Source organism: Methanolobus zinderi (genome assembly GCF_013388255.1).
Taxonomy (GTDB): domain Archaea; phylum Halobacteriota; class Methanosarcinia; order Methanosarcinales; family Methanosarcinaceae; genus Methanolobus; species Methanolobus zinderi.
In genome coordinates this window covers 873407-893878 of sequence record NZ_CP058215.1, presented here as the reverse complement: position 1 = coordinate 893878, position 20472 = coordinate 873407, and the positions used below count along the sequence as shown (strand labels likewise).

General features: G+C 44.9%; 19 protein-coding genes and 1 tRNA gene. 11 read left to right on the top strand and 9 right to left on the bottom strand.

The genetic code is table 11. From position 1 onward, the window contains the following. Nucleotides 1-4 precede the first annotated feature (4 nt). Nucleotides 5-3427: a DNA polymerase II large subunit gene (locus tag HWN40_RS04490; RefSeq protein WP_176964619.1), complete on the bottom strand. Its 3423-nt coding sequence runs from the start codon at nt 3425-3427 to the stop codon at nt 5-7. 166 nt (nt 3428-3593) lie between these two features. Here HWN40_RS04490 and HWN40_RS04485 point away from each other — a divergent pair, with 166 nt between their 5' ends. Continuing rightward, complete coding sequence (locus tag HWN40_RS04485) at nt 3594-4055, top strand: hypothetical protein (RefSeq protein WP_176964618.1); 462 nt, start codon at nt 3594-3596, stop codon at nt 4053-4055. 38 nt (nt 4056-4093) lie between these two features. Here the strand turns inward: HWN40_RS04485 and HWN40_RS04480 are convergent, their stop codons facing one another. Next, nucleotides 4094-4270, bottom strand: coding sequence for a winged helix-turn-helix domain-containing protein (locus tag HWN40_RS04480; protein ID WP_246275975.1), 177 nt, complete (start codon nt 4268-4270; stop codon nt 4094-4096). A gap of 278 nt (nt 4271-4548) precedes the next feature. On the opposite strand from HWN40_RS04480, the gene HWN40_RS04475 reads away from it, so the two are divergent. Next, nucleotides 4549-4634: transfer RNA gene (locus tag HWN40_RS04475), tRNA-Leu, on the top strand. 67 nt (nt 4635-4701) lie between these two features. On the opposite strand, the gene HWN40_RS04470 is transcribed toward HWN40_RS04475, so the two are convergent. After that, the gene (locus tag HWN40_RS04470) at nt 4702-5379 is read right to left on the bottom strand and encodes a zinc ribbon domain-containing protein (RefSeq protein ID WP_176964617.1); all 678 of its coding nucleotides are present in this window, start codon (nt 5377-5379) and stop codon (nt 4702-4704) included. Between the two features lie 339 nt (nt 5380-5718). Between HWN40_RS04470 and HWN40_RS04465 the strand changes: the two genes are divergently transcribed. Both HWN40_RS04465 and HWN40_RS04460 read left to right on the top strand, forming a co-directional pair. After that, entirely contained in the window at nt 5719-6555 is an 837-nt protein-coding gene (locus HWN40_RS04465) for a fumarate hydratase (RefSeq protein WP_176964616.1), read from the top strand. Further along, nucleotides 6555-7133 carry a FumA C-terminus/TtdB family hydratase beta subunit gene (locus HWN40_RS04460; RefSeq protein WP_176964615.1) on the top strand — a complete coding sequence of 193 codons (579 nt, stop codon included), beginning with the start codon at nt 6555-6557 and terminating at the stop codon, nt 7131-7133. The genes HWN40_RS04465 and HWN40_RS04460 overlap by 1 nt, the downstream gene beginning before the upstream one ends. Before the next feature lie 9 nt (nt 7134-7142). Here the strand turns inward: HWN40_RS04460 and HWN40_RS04455 are convergent, their stop codons facing one another. The 4 genes from HWN40_RS04455 to minD form a co-directional block, all read right to left on the bottom strand. After that, complete coding sequence (locus HWN40_RS04455) at nt 7143-8135, bottom strand: type II secretion system F family protein (RefSeq protein ID WP_176964614.1); 993 nt, start codon at nt 8133-8135, stop codon at nt 7143-7145. Nucleotides 8136-8137: 2 nt separating this feature from the next. Beyond that, on the bottom strand, nt 8138-9061 hold the full coding sequence (locus HWN40_RS04450; protein WP_176964613.1) for a type II secretion system F family protein: 924 nt from the start codon (nt 9059-9061) through the stop codon (nt 8138-8140). Then, nucleotides 9054-11156: a type II/IV secretion system ATPase subunit gene (locus tag HWN40_RS04445; protein ID WP_246275974.1), complete on the bottom strand. Its 2103-nt coding sequence runs from the start codon at nt 11154-11156 to the stop codon at nt 9054-9056. Before HWN40_RS04445 ends, HWN40_RS04450 begins: the two co-directional genes overlap by 8 nt. Nucleotides 11157-11237: 81 nt before the next feature. Then, complete coding sequence (gene minD, locus HWN40_RS04440; RefSeq protein ID WP_176964612.1) at nt 11238-12029, bottom strand: cell division ATPase MinD; 792 nt, start codon at nt 12027-12029, stop codon at nt 11238-11240. Between the two features lie 142 nt (nt 12030-12171). Here minD and HWN40_RS04435 point away from each other — a divergent pair, with 142 nt between their 5' ends. Continuing rightward, nucleotides 12172-12684 (top strand): DUF367 family protein, encoded by a 513-nt coding sequence (locus HWN40_RS04435; RefSeq protein WP_176964611.1) that lies wholly within the window; start codon nt 12172-12174, stop codon nt 12682-12684. A gap of 30 nt (nt 12685-12714) precedes the next feature. After that, a complete protein-coding gene (locus HWN40_RS04430) occupies nt 12715-13212 on the top strand; it encodes a TIGR00725 family protein (protein ID WP_176964610.1) in 498 nt (165 codons plus the stop codon). Here HWN40_RS04430 and HWN40_RS04425 read toward each other — a convergent pair. Next, nucleotides 13179-13952, bottom strand: coding sequence for an exodeoxyribonuclease III (locus HWN40_RS04425; protein ID WP_176964609.1), 774 nt, complete (start codon nt 13950-13952; stop codon nt 13179-13181). The genes HWN40_RS04430 and HWN40_RS04425 overlap by 34 nt on opposite strands. 255 nt (nt 13953-14207) lie before the next feature. On the opposite strand from HWN40_RS04425, the gene HWN40_RS04420 reads away from it, so the two are divergent. The 5 genes from HWN40_RS04420 (at nt 14208) to HWN40_RS04400 (ending at nt 19595) form a co-directional block, all read left to right on the top strand. Continuing rightward, nucleotides 14208-14609 carry a Fur family transcriptional regulator gene (locus tag HWN40_RS04420; RefSeq protein WP_176964608.1) on the top strand — a complete coding sequence of 134 codons (402 nt, stop codon included), beginning with the start codon at nt 14208-14210 and terminating at the stop codon, nt 14607-14609. 20 nt (nt 14610-14629) lie between these two features. Further along, nucleotides 14630-15283, top strand: a complete 654-nt coding sequence (locus HWN40_RS04415) for a peroxiredoxin (protein ID WP_176966279.1) — start codon at nt 14630-14632, stop codon at nt 15281-15283. A 32-nt stretch (nt 15284-15315) separates the two neighbouring features. Next, nucleotides 15316-15819, top strand: a complete 504-nt coding sequence (locus tag HWN40_RS04410; protein WP_176964607.1) for a ferritin-like domain-containing protein — start codon at nt 15316-15318, stop codon at nt 15817-15819. A gap of 295 nt (nt 15820-16114) precedes the next feature. After that, a complete protein-coding gene (locus HWN40_RS04405) occupies nt 16115-18340 on the top strand; it encodes a DNA topoisomerase I (protein ID WP_176964606.1) in 2226 nt (741 codons plus the stop codon). Then, nucleotides 18327-19595 (top strand): MBL fold metallo-hydrolase, encoded by a 1269-nt coding sequence (locus HWN40_RS04400; protein ID WP_246275973.1) that lies wholly within the window; start codon nt 18327-18329, stop codon nt 19593-19595. Before HWN40_RS04405 ends, HWN40_RS04400 begins: the two co-directional genes overlap by 14 nt. 2 nt (nt 19596-19597) lie before the next feature. Here HWN40_RS04400 and HWN40_RS04395 read toward each other — a convergent pair whose 3' ends face one another. Next, a complete protein-coding gene (locus HWN40_RS04395) occupies nt 19598-20269 on the bottom strand; it encodes a tetratricopeptide repeat protein (protein ID WP_176964605.1) in 672 nt (223 codons plus the stop codon). Nucleotides 20270-20472: the final 203 nt, after the last annotated feature.

Genomic DNA, 20472 nt, shown 5'->3' with positions numbered 1-20472 from the left:
GGTGTTACATAAATTCCATCAGATCCATCTGTTTGGCCTTGTCGTTCTCGAAAAGTGACTGAATGTCAAGGCCTATCAGATCTATTCTCTGCTTGGTGTAATTGGAAACATTATATTTTTTCGCAACCAGCTTGGATACCTCAAGGTATTTCTTGACAGCACCTTCGTGAACGGTAAGGATTACCTTACCACCGCATTTCGGACAGATTCCTGTCAGAGGAGGTCTTCTGAACTTAGCCGCACATTTGAGACACCTGGTCCCCTGACGTGAGAAAGCCCGCAGATTTCCGAACATGTCAGGAAGGAAATGCGAGATAAGCACCCTTTCAGCAACATTGGGAGCATCAACAGCACGTATCTTATCAGCAAGCGCAAGCTGGGCATCCATCTTTTCCACCATGCTTCCCAGTGTCTTATAGGCACTGTTCAGCGGCCCGGCTGCAATATCGGAAGTATGGTGTGTGAACATGAAATTATCATACTGCAGGGGCGTACCAAGTCTGCCGCTTACCAGGTCGATCTTTTCTTCAAAATCCTTGGGGTTGGTATATTCCAGCGTTGCCTCATAGAACTCCAGTGGATAGTGATCACAAACATCGATATTGTGTGCTTCCTTATCAACCTCGCTGGGATCTATCCTGGTCGTGAGCACAAGGGGTGCGTCCATTTTCCCTCCCCTCTTCTCGGGAAGGTAATCACGGGAGAAGTTGAGCAGGCCGTCAAGTAGCAGCATGACACAGTCCTCATCCCCGTCACAGTTACGCCTCTTTGCAGCATGGAAGAAAGGATGAGCATATCCCACAGATGCCTTGGTAAAACCGACAAGTCTTCCGAGTACACCTGCCGATGTATGCGGCGCAAGTCCCATGAGCATGGCACCTACCATATCGTCAACGGTCTTTGCATTGTAATATGGCTCCTCACCGTAGTATTTGACCAGAAGATCGTCAATGTACTGCATCGTCCGTAAAAGATATTCGGCACAGTTATGTGAAACAACAAGATCCTGTACTTTAAGGCATATTATCTGGTCGTCACGCTCCAGCGGATTGCCATAGATATCCTCGGTATAGCCTATCTCCTTTAGTTTTGATACCGGTACACTCAACTCGTCGGGACGGATGTGTGTCAGAGGGATATCCGACATATCATATCTGACCGTACCATCCTTGAAGGTGAACAGCTTGTATTTTGCCCTGAGTATGCCCTTCTCAAGAGGTTCGGGTGTCATGTGCCTTGACATCATGCGCTTGACGCCCTTGAGTTCTATATTATCCCTTTCGCCCAGTTTCTGGAAGGCCTTCTGGTAAATTGTCTTGAAATCAAGGTTCTGCATCTTAACACAGGTGGTCTTGGTTCCGCATTTTGGACATTCTTCCTTCTGTACTGCGATACCGCATCTGGGACAGGACAATCTGGGAACAGTGAATTCCCCGCAGTCACACCTGTGTTCATAGCTGTTCTGTCCGCAGGAAGGACAGATCCTGTTGCCGATCTCAACACGGATATGACCGACCTTGCCATTCATGGAAGATTTATAAGAGGCTGCTGTCTCCATTTTTCTGGTATTTCCGCCGGCCTCACCTATGGGAAACAGTGCGTGCGGGGCAGGTGACATCTTTCGTCTGTTGGACTTTTCCGGACGGCCCATCCTTGCCCCGATCCTCATAGGAGCCCGGGCACGGACGATCAGACCGCTGATCCCGCATACCGCCTCAAGTATATCATCCGATGGAAGGCAGTCCCATGTTCTGTTCAGATTATCATCAATTCCGAGACATCTGATAAAGGGCAGAGGATCCTTTATGGAGATTTTGTCGTTTTCAACTCTGTGCAGCACAAGAAGGTTCTCAAGTATTGTCTTTATTTCCTTCTCAACTGCCAGCTTGTAAGGTAGTGTGATACATGACACCCCATCATCCACAGACCCATTTTCAGAAACAAATGACGATAACGCTTCAAGTTCCTCGATCCTGATATCATGCCAGAGATACGTGAATTTCGGATGAAGCGGTACACTATACTTCTTACAGATATCAAGTGCAAGTTCCTGTGACGGATCCCTGAGAACAGAAATATCGATCTTATCTTCAGGGGCTATCTTTTCATACTCCTGCATCCACCATTCAATGCAGTAGGAAGCAGGGATCAGCGGATGGTTGTTTTCAAGGAAATCCCCGTAGTTGATGAGAATTTCACCTATATCTATAATGTATTCTACCTCAGGGTGTAACTCATAGGCAAGTTCCTCATCATCTACCCGTATCACATCCCCGGACCTCAGGCGTACTGTCGGACCTTCAAGTGAATCCACGGGAGCCATGCCTGCGGCCTTGCCAGGTCTCTCCACCTTCAACTGGGTCCCTGCAACTATAAAGCTGTCAAGCAGGACCATGCTTGCAGGGCTTATTCCGGCTGCTGCAAAGGATGTGTTTCGTGAGCGTCCGTACCTGAGCCTGAAACCTCCCGGACGCATGGGGTGAGAGAACACCGGCCTGCCTGCTATCAGATCTGCAAGGTATTTTTCCTTGGGTTTTATTCCCTTTGATTCTTCCTTCGAATCATCGCCCCCTCCTTTGGGGCCTGAGATGATCTGATCCAGCCACTCCCAGCCATCCATTTCCAGCTTCTTTACGTGCTTCTGTACCTTGGGAGCTTTCAAGGCAAGACCTTCCGCAAGTACAAGAGCCATTCCTCCACGTACCCTGTTGGTTGGTATCCTCTCCAGATTACGGTAACCTTCCACCTCTTCAGCCTCTGTTGGTTCCCCGTCAAGGCAGATGGGGCAGTTCTCAACTATAAGCCGGATCTCTGCCTCGGAAGGCGTATACTGCAGGGTGGCAACACGTCTGTAAAGCAGGATCTCCTCCACGTATCTTTCAACCTCTTCCTTACGTGGCTTGAACCGGTCTATGCCAACGGCACGTCTTACATAATCACCCACAAGTACAGACAATGCCTGCGCGGTACCTCCCGCACTGCGTATGGGTCCTGCATAATATATCCTTATGAATTCGCTGCCGTCATCGTTCTTGTCGATATCCACGCGGTCGATACCTTCAATGGGAGCGGCCACAACACCTTCCGTAAGCATTGCAACTGACACACGAATAGCAGCTTCGATTGCCTCGGCCCTTGAAGAAAACTCGCCTACAACACCTTCAGCTACCGCCTTACCGATCGCAAGGGCTCCTTCCTCACGTGACATGCTCTCCTCGAACTTGCGTATCTCCTCGGCAACACCTTTGACACCTATCAGGTTCTCGACCCTGTCCGCAAGGTCCTTGGCAAGGGGAATCTCGATCTGGGGTTTGGGGTCCTTGCCCTTTGAACGTGCACTATTGGCAATCTCGATCTCACGCCGGAGTCTGGACTCAAGCCTTTCAAAATAAGCCTTCATGGAGTCGCTGACTACTATTTCGCCCACTTAGCTACCTCTGTTTTGGAATATGAATTGTGATCTATGCGTGTACGCACTCAAAGCTTAAAAGATATTGTTATGATATAAAAGCTACAGATTAATATTTAATATATAATTAAAACATATATATACAATATCAAATGATTTCCTGAAAAAGATTGAGAGGTATAAGATGAAAAAGATACTACTGACAGTTTTGCTTTTGGCAGCGATCTTTATGCAGCCCGCAAGCGCTGATATTTTTAGCGATCTTGATATGAAGGTCAACGAATACAATGAGAATGCAAGCCAGGTACCCTCTGCGCTCCAGAACATGCTCGGTAACGAGATTATCTATCTGATCATAGAGATGAATGATGGCTCAGAGCTACACATCAAAGCAGTTACTGAAAATGCCAGGATAACAACCTTCGAGCAGATAGAACCTGAAGAGAACATCGGAGCTACTCTCGAAGTGACCGCAAAGGAGAGTACCGTTCAGCAACTAATGAATTCAGAGAATCCACTGGGAATATTCATTGATGCAATGGAAAACGGCGATATCGTGATCGAACCCGTGGGCCTTGTTGACAGTATCAAATTCCAGGTAGCAAACGTCCTGCTTAAACTGTCAAGCATGCTTGGACTTGTGTAAAATAAGTTTTTAAGATCGTTTTAAATTTGGTCGTGCAGCTAGCGAACATCCAGTTCGCTGGCAAGATCTTTATAGACCCGGCCTTTGTCGGTGGTAATGAAGATGTTACCTTTCTGTTCTATAAGCTCTTTATCCTCCAGCCTTGTAAGATATTTGTTTGCTATTGTTGAATTTAAGTTCGCTCCATAAACGATCTGTGTCTTTTTTAGCGCCATTCATTGCGATCTTCAGAATAGCAAGTGTAATATCCAGTCTACTTCTTCTAATAAGAATGCCCCCCCGCATCTTTGTTCGTACATATAGTTCCGTTTCTGTTTTCCCTTGTTGTTATTATTGAGGAACAGCTATTTAACCTAATCGTTTTTGAATATTCTTTCGTAATAGAAATCGCGAATACAATACTACTTTCAGTACCCTTGATGCAACAAATCATTAACGGGACAACAGATAGATTTATAATTAATACCGCTGTACAAAGACCGAATACTCACATGCGGGAGTAACCAAGCGGTCAACGGTGGCAGACTCAAGATCTGCTCGCGTAGGCGTTCGGGGGTTCGAATCCCTTCTCCCGCACCAAGTTTTCATAAAAGCCGATTTTTAGTCCTTACCTTGCTTTTAATTAAAGTTTGAATACCTAAATGATTCAAACTACAGTAATGTCCAATTCTTCAGACGAATTTGTGGATACATTTGAATTACTCACAACCGTACGAACGTCCATCCCCGGATAACCGGCAGTATCAGCCCATACACGGGCCGAAAAAACTCCAGCATTTATTCCTATTGCTTTGAAAGTAATTATTTGTTCTTTGCCTGCTGGAATATCAATATCATAGTGATGATATTCTTCACCGAAAGTACTGGAGGTCTGTTTAAATTGAGGATCTGAAGAGATTATTGCTATACCCTCCAGATATTCATCCGGAATTACAATAGACCCTAGTATTTGGGGTTCAGTGCCGTTATTCATTATACTAACAACTATATCGAATTCCTGATCACTTTGAACCAATGATGGAGTTTGCACATTCATTAAAATTGTGTCAGGATAAGGATAAAAAATAATATATCCAAAAACAAGCACAAAAATCAATAATCCAATTTGCAGCAGGTTTTTTGCCATCTGTCTATTCTTATTCCTTATTGCAAAATAAGCAATAATTCCTCCAATAATATTGAAGATTATTGGAAGCAGATACCAGACATTACCTGGCTTTTTTGTTGAAGTAGCGTAAAGGTGTGTGCCACACATCCTGCAGTATTTACTATTGACCTCATTTTCAGCACCACATTCAGTACAATAAAACTTATCAGAATTCATTTTGCTCCCCAGCCCGTATCCACACTTTGTGTATATTCATTATAGGTACACAAATGATAAAAAATTATTTTTTAGATACAAAAATATAAAGTATCATACAGCCTTCTGAGTGCATTTGTTTGTACTAAAAAAGAGACAGAGACTACACCCTGCACCATTCACTTAAATTTTGAACTACTCACTTTAAAAACAGGTTGAGATGAAATCAGGCCCAATCAGAGGAAAATAAATAACATAAGATCTTATTCTATTCAAAAAATACAGACTATTACAATTATACTTATTCTGGCGTTCAAGACCAATATCCATTCCTGCGCCAGAATCAAAAGGTGATCCTTTTTGTCAGATATTTCCCATAATGATGTTGTTAGTGCCACCGTAGACATATTGAAAAGTGCCGAAACCGTCCTCCCGGAAGACGTTGTGAACTCCCTGAAAGCTGCAAAGCAAAATGAATCCTCATCTGTTGCAAAGGCACAGCTTGAAGCCATACTTAAAAACATTGAGATCGCCGGCAAAAGCGGAATACCCATGTGCCAGGATACGGGCATACTCATCTTTTTTGTTGAGATAGGCAGAGAGATCAGACTTGATTTCGATCTGGAGGATGCTATCATCGAAGGTGTCAGACAGGCAACCGAATCCATACCCTTACGCCCGAATGCCGTGCACCCCCTCACCCGCAATAACAAAGGCGATAACGTAGGGGATGGAATTCCCGATATCAAATACGATTTCGTGGAAGGAGACAGGATCAGGATTACCGTGGCCCCAAAGGGTGCGGGTTCGGAGAACATGAGTGCCCTGAAGATGTTCAATCCAACGGAAACTGAGGAGATTAAACGATTTGTTCTCGAAACCATCCTGAATGCCGGTGGTAAGCCATGTCCGCCGGTTGTTGTCGGCGTGGGTATCGGAGGTTCATTTGATAAGGCAGCAAGGCTTGCAAAATCAGCCCTGCTGGAAGATATGGATAAAATGAACGAATTTGAAAAAGATATCCTTGTAGATATCAATTCCCTTGGCATCGGACCCATGGGACTCGGAGGAGATACAACCGCCCTTGCAGTACATGTCAAGAAGGCCTTCTGCCATACAGCCTCCCTTCCTGTTGCGGTGAACATACAATGCTGGGCCAACAGGCATGCATCCGCCGTACTTGGAGGTGATGAGTAATGGAATACCACCTGACTACGCCTTTAAAGAAAGAGGATATCCTCAAGTTCAATACCGGCGATGTTGTCTACATATCAGGAACTATATTCACCGCAAGGGATGAAGCCCATGCACGCATACTGGAATTGACTGAAAAGGGAGAGGAACTTCCCTTTGACCTCGAAGGTTCTGTGATTTACCACTGCGGACCCCTGATGCAGAAAAGAGAAGAAAAATGGGAAGTTGTGGCAGCAGGACCTACCACAAGTGCACGTATGTCGAAAATGACACCACTGCTTCTGGAAAAACATAACGTTCTTGCACTTATAGGAAAAGGTGGAATGACAAACGTCAGCGAGGCTCTGGAAGATAGCTGTGTCTACCTGGCATTCACCGGAGGATGTGCAGCCCTTGCTGCGGAGAATATAAAAGATGTGCCGACCGTCCACTGGCTGGATCTGGGGATGCCTGAGGCAGTATGGGAACTTACGGTAGAGAATTTTGGCCCGCTCATAGTCGGTATTGATACAAAATGCAGTGACCTTTTTTCAGAAATAGAAGAAAGGGCCGGAAAGGTACTTTCCGACCTTAATATCTAATTTTGTGTATCAGATCAGGAATGTGAAAACGATCCATGCTATCATTGTCATGATTATGGAATGCTTCAGTCCTCTGGACACAGCTCCCTCACCCATCTGACCCGCAACGAGTCCGCTCATGAAACCCTGTATAACTGCGGTATGAAGCATTAACCGGGTATACTTAGCAGGGTCGAACGCACCTATGAACTGATTACCGGCACCTGCTGCAGATGCGGCTCTTCCGGCCTCGGCCATGGTGGGGACAAACGTGGAGGTAAGCATTGCTATTACAAAAAGGAAGACAAAGAACGACATGTAAATGATGACCACGTAGACCATCATATTTCCACGTCTTTCCTGCTCAAGCAGTTTGACTTCCCTTGCATCACGGGCTGCAGCTTCCAGTACGGATGAGACACGACCTCCGGCCCTGCTTGCCTGGTTGATAAGGGATACGGATCTGAGTATGATGGGAGTTGGTACCCTGTTTGCAAAGTTCTGAAGAGTTTGCTCGAAGGAAATACCCCACGACATTGACAGATCCATCTTCCTGACTTCTGTTGTCAGGGCCCCGTATTCTCCCTTGGAAACAGTATTAACAGATCTTGGAAGAGTCAGGCCGGCCCTGCTCATTTCAGAGATATCCCTCAGAAAAGTTGGCAGATATTCCTCGATCTTATCAGTATTACTGTACTTCTTCTGATATGCAATGGCAGGAGGCGTGATTATTATCAATGCAGTAAAAACGATAACATCATCTATAAGTGGCGTACCCCATGTCATGGACATTCCGAAAACAAATACCAGCAAAGCTACCGGAACACTCAGGATGAACGTATATTCAGGATTCCTGAAAAGTGTTTTTCCGGGACTTTTGAGGAATTCTTTAAAGACCACAAATTTCTTTGAATCTTCCATTTTCCTGGCGACCATGGAGTCTTCAAGTGCACACAACTCCTCCTCAGTAAGGCTCACTTCAGCAGGATGCAGGTCTTTCTTGAATAATTCCTTGAACTTCATAATCAGGTCTCCGGAGTCATACTGCTTATAAGGATAACATACATAATGCTACCAATCGGGATGATGGCATAGATTATCAGATACAGAAAGATCATCTGCGCATTACCCATGATAGACATGATCGATATAACCACTATCAGGAAAAGAGGTCCGGCCACAAAGGCAGTGACATATGTCTCTCCAAGAAGGCCCAGTGTCTCCAGAAACTCTTTTTGACGCTGTCTGTTTTCCAGAAGATACTGTTCTGTCTTTATCTCGAAATAGGTCTCAAGTTCTCCTCCTGAAGTTACAACCGTTATTGCTCCCTGCAGGAAATCCTGCAACATCAGAGACGGAGTTGTCAACGAAAGGTTCTTCATGGCGGTTACAAGGTCCGTACCAAGAACTTCAAGGTCACGCACCATATAACGACATTCAACAGAAACCTCACCATAGATGGGATTACTTGCAAGAGACCTGAAAAGGTCTGCAGGAAATACACCTGCTCCGGACATGGCGGACATATAGTTGACCGCATAAGGAAGCATTATATCTATTCGTCGTTTCCTGTCGCTTGACATCAATACAGGATAGAGCAGGAACAATTGATAGATTACAATGAAAACCACAATTGTGATTACGACTGCGCCAACTAACGCTATTAGCAGGGATTTGTACTCCAGATATGGCGCAAACCATGCAGGAAAGGTCAATCTTGTTGCCCTGAATTCGGGAACCCCAATGAATGTAATTATTAATATAAAGCCTATTAATGCAACAAGCGAACCTATTATGGAAGTCAGTACTGCGCCTGAAAGATAGGCATCATATGCTATATCCATCCTGTTTTTCAGCAGGTTATGCCGCAGATCGAAATATTCAAGTCTCTTCCTTGTGAAATAGTTCCCGAATATGTTGAATGCGAAAGTGAAATACGGATTAACCATAGAGATCCTGCCTTACAATCTTCATTATTGTTTCCGGTTCACGGTTGTATGTGACCACGATCTTTGCAAATTCCCTGAAGTGAATAATATTCTTCTCACGGGCCCACTCAAGGATGTCCTGGCGTCGCTTTAGTTCTTCACGCACCCTCTCTTCCGTCCATCCCCGGCTCTCCATCACACTTTCAACAACATACGACCTTCCTGAATACTGGAACATATCCCTGGAAGCATCCCAGGTGAATACATCGTTTGTGAGTAACTCACCGGTCCTCGGATCAACTCCTACGATCTCGGTCAGCGTCTTACACCTTCTGACACGTTCATCACCGACCTTTACCTGAACCTGGATTGATACAAGATCGAGAGCCTGTATCATGATCCTTGGAACATTTATCGGCGGGTTCTCAAGCCTGTGAACCACTGACTGCACCGAATCTGCGTGCATGGTGGAGAATGTTGTGTGACCCGTGGACATTGCCTGGAACAGCACATAGGCTTCTGCTCCTCGGACCTCACCCACAAGAATGTATTCCGGCCTTTGTCTCAGGGAAGCCCTCAATAGCTCGTACATCTCAATGGAGCCCTTGTCACCACCTGCAAATGATTGTCTGGTGACACCCGGAATCCAGTTGGGATGGGAAAGATTGAGCTCCCTTGTATCCTCGATGGATACTATTTTCATCTCAGGCTGGATGAAAAGAGAAACCGCGTTCATGGCAGTGGTCTTTCCTGATGCCGTACCTCCTGCAAAGATAAGACTCTTATTGGATTCCACAGACAACCACAAATAAGCCATCATGGCAGTTGAGAAAGTATGGAAATCTATAAGGTTGGTAGGTGTTATCGGGTTGTCCTTGAATCTCCTAATAGTGAAGGTACTTCCACGGGTAGTGATCTCCCTGCCCAGTGTCAGCTGTATACGGGAACCGTCCGGCATTGTTGCATCCAGAAGCGGATTTGCAATCGACACATGTCTGCCACATATCTGTGCTATCCTTATTGCAAAAGAGTCCAGTTCATCATCGTCTACAAACTCAATACTGGTAGGTATGGAGTTGTATTCCTTATGGTAAACATAGATCGGAGTATCAGGACCATCACATGAGATATCCTCGAGGAAGCTGTCCCTCATCAGTATATCGATCTCTCCGTAGCCCACATAATCCCGTATCAGGTGATAGATTATCCTTTCACGCTTCTTGGGAGAAATATCGATCTGATATTCCTGAAGATACGCCATTATATTATCACGTAAATATGTCTCTGCATTCTTTCTGGATATTTCTTTCAAATTTATGTCAAGAGTTTCCACGAATTTCAGTTTTATCGACTCAAGCAATTCCTCTTCCTTTTCAGTAAGTACAGGTTCAAGGGCCTGATACTGGAATTCATGCGTGGCCGGGTCGTATGCAATTCTCACATAGGCATAGGGAGGGTTTACCTCGTACAGTTCAACTTCCTTGTACGGACTGTCCGCAGGTATGGTGAAATCAACGATCGGGCCATGCTCGATCATGTTATAGGGATCAGTGTTGATTTTCTTTCTTGCAAAAATCTTGTTTACACGGTCCAGAAGGGTCTCGGTCTCTTCCTCTTCCTCATCTGTTTCTTCTTCAACAGGCTCTTCCTTGAAAACTTCTGTTGCTACCTTTTCCCACCTGAGCTCTAATTCATCGGATACCTCATCTACATATGAGCTGTCTGCCAGTGAAGCATCTACTTTACTTTTGAGCTCCTCTATGCTTACTACTTCATCATCAGGCAGGATCAGGTCTGCAAGTTCATCCACAAACGCATCCTCATCAGCAAACGGTACGGCCTCAAAAGTATTATCGTCAGCCAGACTTTCCTCCGGATCATTGATTCCGGAAAGACCATCAGGTAGTGAAACAGAACCATTATCCTTATCTGAAAGTTGCTCAGAAGATAAACCGGACTGCATTGAAGCAGATTGGTCCTCTTCAAGCACAATATGATCTGATGACAGCACTTTTCCAGTGTCTGTCGAAGATGTAGGATTCCCGGCTTTATTATTATCAGAAAGATTGGAGGAATCCTTTTTAACATCCTTTTCTTTAGCTATATCATCATCCATTTTACCAGCCCCGATCAAAACTAAACCCTGATACAGGAACTGTGCGATCTGCATTGTTCCCTTGTATACACACGAAAGACCTCACTTGCGGTTTATAGACAACAGTTTTCGTTTGCCCTTCTTTTTACTGTTCTTTTCCTCAACGAAAGTCTCAACCGCAGGAACTTTGATACCTGATATTTCAGCTGAGAGCCTGTTAAAGCCTACAGACACGGGAGATCCGGGATATTTAACTACAACAGGTGCTTTGAATGCCACAGAGTTCCTGATGTTAGGATCTTCAGGAAGTATCTCAAGGATCTTTAGGCCAAGAGCGGTCTCTATACGCTCACTGCTGAGTTCATTCTTTACTACTCCTGTCCTGTTCACAATAATCCCGAAGAACTGCTTTTCCAGAGAGTCAGAGATTGCTTTGACCTTCATCGCACCGGCCAGAGACGCAATATCAGGGTTCATTAGCTGTATAAGCTCATCTGCCAGAGATATTGCTGCCATGGAATTCTTACTGATACCCGTTGGAGAATCGATAATTATGAACTCGAAGTCGTCTTTGACACTTTCGACCAGACCTGCCAGCTTATCAGGATCGGTATTCAAAAAACTATGCAGAGAAATGCTGCCGGGTAATATCTTCAGGTTGCTTGGCCCATCATATATGGCATCCTTGATATCGGCATCACCTGAAAGAACATCATGCAAAGTTGTTTTTGTTTCAAGGCCAAGCATCAACCCTACGGTGGGCATACCCAGATCCATGTCAATGATAAGTGTTTTTTTTGCAAATCCTGCAAGAGCAGCTCCGATATTGATCACAGTAGTGGTAGAACCTGTACCACCTTTTCCTGATATGATTGTGTATATTTTTGCGGTCATAGAACACCCCGAGATCGAAAACAATCTTCTATAATTTTATTTAATTAAAAAAGGATGTATAAATATAAAAAGATATCTATAATATTTCCTTATCGGTACCGTAAGACCAAGCATTTATACAATGAAACTTACAGAGCCAGTAATGAAAGATAAAGACATCAAACTCTTCATATACCATGCAAGCCAGTGCGATCCAAAAAAGTGTACGGGTAAGAAGATGGCACGTTTTGAGCTTGCCAGGATGTTTGATAAGATCAACAGGATTCCCAGAGAATCCATTCTCCTGGACCCTATGGCTGAGAAAGCTCTCTCACCACATGACAATGCAAACAAAGGTATTACAGTACTTGATTGTTCATGGGAGCATGTGGAAGAGGTATTCCCGAAACTGTTGAAGCTCAGGCTGCAGCACAGGGCACTTCCTTTCCTGGTTGCGGGAAATCCGGTGAATTTTGGAAAGCCTTTCAAACTTACCTCTGCAGAGGCCTTTGCCGCTTCACTATATATTCTTGGCAATAAAGAACAGGCACACACAGTTATGAGCAAGTTCAACTGGGGACACACATTTCTGGAATTGAATCACGAACCCCTGGAAGAATATTCAGCCGCAAGGGACAGTAAAGAAATACTTGAGATTCAAAGCGAGTATATATAATAGTCCAAATAAGAATAACAGGTTATGACTATGAAACTGCAGATAGGTGTGATCGGTGCCGGCACATGTGATGCACAGCTACAGGAAAAAGCCAAACAGGTAGGTCAGGAGATAGCAAAAAATGATGCCTTCCTGTTATGTGGAGGACTTGGCGGAGTCATGGAAGCCGCTTCAAAGGGAGCAAGAGAAGCAGGCGGTACAACCGTGGGTATCGTTCCCGGAAACGACAGAGACAGCCCGAACCCTTATATTGACATTGCCATTCTCACAAACATGGGACATGCAAGAAATGCAATCATTGCCCAGTCATGTGATGCCCTGATAGCGGTGGGAGGAGAATACGGGACTCTCTCGGAAATTGCTCTTTCCCTGAAAATGGGAAAAAGTGTGATCACACTCGAATCAAAATGGGATATCGAAGGTACGACCAGGGCAGACTCCCCGCAACAAGCCGTAAAACTGGCCATCGAAGCTGCAAAGAAATCAAAATCAGCTCATATATCAAGTTCCAATCCGATGGGACAGTGATCCGAGCCTGTTACATCCGGCATAATGTAGGAATCAGTTATATTGCCCATGGCATTTTCGCTTGCATAGAAATAATCGATTCTCCAGCCGACATTTCTCTCCCTTGCACGGGTGCGCATGCTCCACCAGGTATATTGTTCAGGTTCCTTGTTAAAGTGCCTGAAAGTATCAACATAACCATGGCTCAGCAATTTATCGATCCATTCCCTTTCCTCCGGCAGGAAACCTGATACCTTTTCATTCTCTTTAGGTCGGGCAAGGTCAATTTCCCGGTGGGCTGTGTTGACATCCCCGCAGATTATCAGTTTTCTGCCCTTTCCTTTCAGTGTATCGGCATACTCCAGAAACGCATCATAGAATTCCATCTTATAATCAAGCCTTTCACTGGATGCCTTGCCGTTTGGGAAATAGGTGTTGAACAGTACAAAATCTCCGTAATCAGCTATCAGTGTACGTCCCTCACGGTCAAACTTCTCGATACCGAATCCGCATCTGATACTTTCAGGTTCGTTCTTGCTGTAGATCGCAACACCGCTGTAACCCTTTCTTTCAGCCGAGGAAAAATAACTGTTATAGCCATCAATGTTGATAAGCTCGTCCTTGAGCTGCTGCTTTTGTGCCTTTGTCTCCTGTACGCATAGAATATCGGGCTGCTCTTTCTGCAGCCACTCCACAAAACCCTTTTTTTGGACTGCCCTTATACCGTTCACATTCCAGGAAATAATATTCATTTTTGTCATCGTTATCCCTGCCTGACTTTTTTTAGTTATTGGGTATGCCACATCTAATTAAGTTTCCCCTGTAGCATACCAGTCGCCATTCTTCACGTTATCCGGGATCCTCTCCAGATACCGGATTATAGAACTATTTACAACTATATAGATTCCGATAAAAAGAGTTAAATAATAATAATTATTACTTAGTACTTGTTGTCAAATGGTATTTGCCACTAAAAGGCAAAACCGTTATTAACCCGAAACAACACACAAAAAGATATGATCAAAAAGGAAGCAAAAGACATCAAGTACACAAATCAGCGGATAGAGATACTGGATTTCCTCAGGAAATTCGATGGTCATCCCACTGTGGAAGATGTCTATGAAGGAGTAAGAAAGAAACTGACAAGGATCAGCAAAGCTACCGTATACAAAAACCTCAGGTTCCTGGCAGAAAAGGGTCTGATCAAAGAGGTTAACATAAAGGGTGTCTCAAGATTTGAAGCAAACCTTGTTCCGCATCACCATATAATCTGTATCGGATGCGGAAGTATAACCGACTATGAGTCAGAGGATCTGACCGACTATTCCCTCAAAGTAGCCGGGGACATTGAGAATTTCGAAGTGGAGAGTACAGATACGAATTTCTATGGAATATGTAAGGATTGTAAGGAGGAGTAAATGTGGAAGATATAGTAACAATGCCACTTATAGGGGACGATGCACCGTCTTTTAAAGCAGAAACGACCAACGGACAGATCAATTTCCCGACAGATTACAAGGGTAAGTGGGTGGTCCTTTTCAGCCATCCGGCGGATTTCACACCGGTATGTACCACCGAGTTCATGACCTTTGCAAGCATGCAGGATGAGTTCAAAGAGCTCAACTGTGAACTGATCGGATTGTCAATTGACAGCATATACGCACACATTGCATGGCTGAGAACCATCAAAGAGAAGATCGAATACAAGGGAATGAAGGACATTGAGATTACCTTCCCGGTAATCGCCGATCTTAAGATGGATGTGGCAAAGAAATTCGGAATGGTACAGCCAAATGCTTCGGACACCCAGGCCGTAAGGGCGGTATTCGTGATGGACCCGAAGGCAAAGATCAGGGCAATACTCTACTATCCGCTTTCCAACGGAAGGAACATGGATGAGATCAAAAGGCTCCTGCTGGCACTGCAGAAATCAGATGCTGAAGACATTGCAACCCCTGCAAACTGGCAGCCAGGAGATGATGTGATCATTCCACCACCAGGATCATGCGGAACAGCAAAGGAAAGAGTCGAGTCAGCAGAGGAAGGCAAGTACTGTCTTGACTGGTTCATGTGCTTCAGGAAACAATCCTGAGCAGTTATTTTATAAATACAGAGGTGAGAAAAATGGGAACAAAAGGAGTACAATTACTTGAAACACTTGGAGTGGATGTAAACGACCTGATCGAGTCCTTAAATAAGGCTCTTGCAGACGAATGGCTTGCATACTACCAGTACTGGGTCGGTTCAAAAGTGATCAAGGGTCCGATGAGAGAAGCTGCTGCTGCCGAACTTCTCGAACATGCAAATGACGAGCTCAGGCATGCGGATATGCTGTCCAACAGGATCATGCAACTCGGGGGAACCCCGGTGCTCTCACCGGAAGAGTGGAGCAAGATCGGCAACTGTGGTTATGAATCACCGGAAGATCCCTTTGTCAAAAGAATACTCGAACAGAACATAAAGGGTGAGCAGTGTGCGATCCAGGTCTATAATTCCATACTTGAGAAAGTAAAGGATAAGGATCCCGTAACATACGAGATCGTATTGGAGATCCTTACCGATGAAATCGAGCATGAAGATGACCTTCAGGCAGTGCTTGAAGACATCGAGCTTATACAGAAACAATAAACGGAGTGGTCTTATCCAGTCATCCCCTGAGTCACATGGCCGGGGGATGCATCCCCTCATTATCAGATAGATACTTTTTTTATTTACGCTACATCCACAGGAAATACTCGGCATACTGCGGTCGTTTTCCATTAGCTTCATGAGAATATTTCAGACTTTTTTTGATTGCGATAGATATATTTATCAGAATGTTTTTTAAACTAGAACATAAAAAGCCGATTAATATAAGTATTTTTATTATGTTACCGGTCTTAAATATTCTATTATTCATTTCATGAGGGACTCTGGAGATAATATGCATCTCATCATAGCAGAAAAACACATTGCAGCAAAGAGGATAGCAAATATCCTTTCACCGAAGAAGCTGAAAAAAGTACGCGTCAGCGGAGTTGATACCTACGAATTCGGCTCTGAAGAAGATAAGAAGGTGTTCATCGGACTCAGCGGGCATATAGTAAAGCTGGATTTCCCGAAGGCATACAACAACTGGCAGAAGGTTGAGTCAAAGGATCTTATTGACGCCGAGATCGTCACAGCTTCCACCCAGGTAAAAATCGTGTCCGCACTTAAGAAACTGGGTAAGCAGGCCACAAAGGTGACAATTGCCACTGACTATGACAGGGAAGGTGAGCTCATCGGTGTCGAAGCCCTTGACATACTGAAAAATGTGAATTCGGAAATCGAATTCGACCGTGTTCACTACAGTGCCATCACACCAAAGGAAATAGAGCAAGCTTTTGGAAATCCCACTAAAATAGATTTCAACCTGGCAGATGCGGGACATTCAAGACAGGTCATCGATCTTGTATGGGGTGCTTCGCTTACCCGTTTTATCTCTCTTGCCGCCGGGCGTCTCGGGAACATGTTCCTTTCCGTGGGAAGGGTACAGTCACCGACACTTGCCCTGATCGTCGAGCGGGAAAAAGAAAGGGATGTATTCATTCCCAAACCCTACTGGGAACTTTCAGCCAATCTCAGGACGGGAAAAGGTGAAGAATTCAAGGTCGAACACAAGACAAAGCGCTTCTGGAAGAAGGAAGAGGTTGACGAGATATTAAAAAAGATCGGAGACACCGCCACGGTATCCAGTGTCAACACATCCACCAAGACGGACAAACCTCCAACACCATTCAATACCACGGAGTTCATCAGTGCGGCAAGTTCCATCGGTTTCACGGCAGCAAATGCCATGAGGATAGCCGAATCCCTGTATATGAACGGTTTCATCTCGTACCCAAGGACAGATAATACAGTCTATCCCGAAAGTATTGACCTGAGGGCACAGATCGAGGTATTCAGCAAGGGACCCTTCAAGGAATATGCAAAGAAGCTTCTTCAGAAAAAAGAGCTAAAACCCACAAGGGGTAAGAAAGAGACAACAGACCACCCTCCTATCTATCCAGCATCCCTTGCAAAAAAGTCAGAGCTCAATGAACAGGAATGGAAGGTCTACGAACTTGTTGTCAGGCGTTTCTTTGCAACCTTTGCAGAACCCGCCCAGTGGCAGACCATCAGAGCGAGATTTGACATCGATTCCGAGGAATTCAAGGCCAATGGTGCGCGGCTGATAGTTCCCGGATGGAGATGGTACTATCACTATAATGCTCCGGAGGACAGGCTCCTGCCGGAACTTAAAGAAGGGGAAAAACTCGAGGTCCTGGATAAGATCATTGAGGACAAGGAAACAAAACCGCCCGGAAGATACGGACAGGGAAGACTCATACGTATCATGGAAGAGCTCGGACTCGGTACCAAGGCCACACGCCATGAGATAATAAGCAAACTATACTCAAGGGCATATATTCATGGAAACCCTCTTCAGCCCACCAAGACCGCCTATGCAGTGGTGGAAGCACTGGAGAAGTTCGCACCCACCATATCAAAGCATGATATGACAAGTAAGCTGGAAGCTGACATGGACCGGATAGCAGAGGGTCAGATACCGGAAGATGAAGTCCTGAACGAGTCAAGGGAAATGCTGTTCTCCATCTTCGAGGAACTTGAGGAGAACAAGGACAATGTCAGTGAAGCCCTGCGTGCCGGTCTGAGAGAGGATAAGATCATAGGTAACTGTCCTAACTGTGGCTCCAACCTCATGGTAATGCGTTCCAGAAAGGGATCAAGGTTCATCGGATGTGAGGGTTATCCCGACTGTAATTTCGCACTGCCGCTTCCAAGAGGAGGCAAGATCATAGTTACGGATAAGACCTGCGAGGATCACGATCTTTATCACGTCACAATTATCAATTCCGGGAAAAGGCCCTGGAAACTGGGATGTCCCCACTGCAATTTCGAAGAATGGCAGAAGGCCCAGGAAGAAGAGAAAAAGAATAATAATGGCAAGATCAAACCAAAGAAGATAACGGATATATCCGGTATCGGAAAGGTAACTGCAGGGAAACTTGAAGATGCAGGCGTATCCGAGGTCGATGATCTGATCGAAGTTGATGCTTTCGAACTTGCAAAGACCACTAACATACCTGTGAAAAAGATCAGGAACTGGCAGGATGCCATTGCCTGATAAAAAGGTGATTTATCTGAAATTAGAATTCAAAGGAGCTTCCAGGGAAGTAGGGCGTTCGGCAGTACTTGTTGATGACAGTATCATGCTGGACTACGGATTAAAACCAGGGGAACATACACAGTATCCACTCAACGGTTCAAAACCGGATGCAGTACTTGTATCACACGCACATCTCGACCATGCCGGCGCCGTTCCGAATCTTATGGATATGGCACCGGAAGTATTCATGACCCCGCTTACCTTCGATCTTGCGGCCATGCTTGCCAGGGATACCCTGAAGATCGCAGATAGAAAAGGAGAAGATGCAGGTTTTGACAGTATGGACCTGTCCCGGTTCATGCAAAAAACAAACACGATCGATCCGGATATTGAGTTCCATACCCACGGCTACAGGGCACAGTTCCATGACGCAGGTCATATTCCCGGTGCTGCTTCCATATATCTGGAAGGAAAGGATTCAAAGAGCCTCTTCTATACCGGTGATATAAATACGCTTGACACCAGACTGGTTTTTGGTGCAGGGGATTTCCCTGATGCTGATACCCTTATTATCGAGAGTACCTATTTCGGAGAGGATCATCCTCCGAGAAAGGAAATGGAAAACGCATTCATAGATTCTCTTATGGACACACTCAACATAGGAGGAAATGTGATCATTCCTGCCTTTGCCATCGGAAGAACACAGGAAATACTAATGCTTCTTGAGTCGCATGGCATCGGGGCGTATGTTGACGGGATGGGAGTTTCCGCCTACAAACTCATGATGAAGTATCCGCATTATCTGCGTAACCCCAACCAGCTCAAAAGGGCGTTCAAGAACGCTACCATTGTTTCGGGCAGAAAAAGGGATAAAGTACCCCTTGAGTCCTCAGTAATAGTCACCACCGCAGGAATGCTTAACGGCGGACCTGTTATGTATTATCTTAAGAAGATATTCAAGGACCCAAAATCCAAGATACTGATCACAGGTTACCAGGTTGAAGGAACAAACGGCAGAATGGCCCTGGATAATGGGGTCATAGAGAATGATGGTGTCATTCAGCAACTTGGAATAAAGGTTGAACAGTATGATTTCTCAGCCCACTGTGGTGACAGAGAACTGAAGGCCATCGTCTCCGAATTCTGCGACAGGGGTACCGAGCATGTATTCACCATGCATGGTGATGATACGGAAAGTTTTGCCGAATGGATTAGAGAAGAGATAGGTGTGGATGCCCACGCACCTGAGCTTGGAGAGAAATTCAACGTATAGATTCAGGCGTTTATGAGCCTGTCATTTTTCTTTTTAGCTTCTTCCACGGCAACCTTTAAATGCTCGATTGCCTCGGCATGCTCGGGATCGATCTTAAGCACCTTTGAGAAGCACTCTGCCGCATCGGCATAGCGGCCGATACCAAAATAAACAAGACCTTTTTTGTTCCAGACAATAGCAAACTTATTATCAAGTTCTATCTCCTTGTGAACCTTGCTATAACATTCAATAGCTTCGTTATGCCTGCCTGTGTATTCAAGGACATCACCCATATTGATCCAGGCATTATCATTCCTGGGATCGATGGACAAAATCCTGTTATAACATTTTATGGCTTCTTCGAACCTTCCAAGCTGGAAAAGTGCAACACCTTTGTTATACCAGACATCAGTGTCGTTCTTATTGAGTTTTAACGATCTTTCAAAACAGTCAAGTGCTTCCCCGTACATCGCGAGAAAAGAATAAGCAATACCTTTGTTGTTCCATATGAGTGCAATAGCCTCATTGCTCCAGATTTCAGGATTCCTGGTCTTGCACTCAAGTATGAGATCAAAGTACTCGATCTTTTCTTCCGGGTCCTCAGCTTCGAAAGCAAGCTTGAACCACTCTTCAGGGGTATCGTTTTCCATCCCGCCAACCAGCTCCGAGATTGCGACAACGAAATGAATGAACATATTTTAGCACATGCCATTAACATTCCAGTATATTCTTGTACGCATGACAATTGAGTTGTCAGATGAAACGGCATTCATTACAGGCCATTCGGAAGCATGTTCTTCGCATCATTTTAAACAAAGACAGCTCCTTTCAGCTAGCACCGAACAGATAACAACTATAATATTTTATTCATGCATGTATCACTGTGATGTAATGAAAT

Bases quoted from the DNA above. Each gene is read 5' to 3' on its own strand.
- HWN40_RS04400 (WP_246275973.1), top strand. From the start codon at position 18,327: ATGCCATTGCCTGATAAAAAGGTGATTTATCTGAAATTAGAATTCAAA.
- HWN40_RS04450 (WP_176964613.1), bottom strand. From the start codon at position 9,061: ATGGTTAATCCGTATTTCACTTTCGCATTCAACATATTCGGGAACTAT.
- HWN40_RS04410 (WP_176964607.1), top strand. From the start codon at position 15,316: ATGGGAACAAAAGGAGTACAATTACTTGAAACACTTGGAGTGGATGTA.
- HWN40_RS04420 (WP_176964608.1), top strand. From the start codon at position 14,208: ATGATCAAAAAGGAAGCAAAAGACATCAAGTACACAAATCAGCGGATA.
- HWN40_RS04445 (WP_246275974.1), bottom strand. From the start codon at position 11,156: ATGGATGATGATATAGCTAAAGAAAAGGATGTTAAAAAGGATTCCTCC.
- HWN40_RS04485 (WP_176964618.1), top strand. From the start codon at position 3,594: ATGAAAAAGATACTACTGACAGTTTTGCTTTTGGCAGCGATCTTTATG.
- HWN40_RS04405 (WP_176964606.1), top strand. From the start codon at position 16,115: ATGCATCTCATCATAGCAGAAAAACACATTGCAGCAAAGAGGATAGCA.
- HWN40_RS04435 (WP_176964611.1), top strand. From the start codon at position 12,172: ATGAAAGATAAAGACATCAAACTCTTCATATACCATGCAAGCCAGTGC.
- HWN40_RS04470 (WP_176964617.1), bottom strand. From the start codon at position 5,379: ATGAATTCTGATAAGTTTTATTGTACTGAATGTGGTGCTGAAAATGAG.
- HWN40_RS04395 (WP_176964605.1), bottom strand. From the start codon at position 20,269: ATGTTCATTCATTTCGTTGTCGCAATCTCGGAGCTGGTTGGCGGGATG.
- HWN40_RS04480 (WP_246275975.1), bottom strand. From the start codon at position 4,270: ATGGCGCTAAAAAAGACACAGATCGTTTATGGAGCGAACTTAAATTCA.
- HWN40_RS04455 (WP_176964614.1), bottom strand. From the start codon at position 8,135: ATGAAGTTCAAGGAATTATTCAAGAAAGACCTGCATCCTGCTGAAGTG.
- HWN40_RS04430 (WP_176964610.1), top strand. From the start codon at position 12,715: ATGAAACTGCAGATAGGTGTGATCGGTGCCGGCACATGTGATGCACAG.
- HWN40_RS04460 (WP_176964615.1), top strand. From the start codon at position 6,555: ATGGAATACCACCTGACTACGCCTTTAAAGAAAGAGGATATCCTCAAG.
- minD (WP_176964612.1), bottom strand. From the start codon at position 12,029: ATGACCGCAAAAATATACACAATCATATCAGGAAAAGGTGGTACAGGT.
- HWN40_RS04425 (WP_176964609.1), bottom strand. From the start codon at position 13,952: ATGACAAAAATGAATATTATTTCCTGGAATGTGAACGGTATAAGGGCA.
- HWN40_RS04415 (WP_176966279.1), top strand. From the start codon at position 14,630: ATGCCACTTATAGGGGACGATGCACCGTCTTTTAAAGCAGAAACGACC.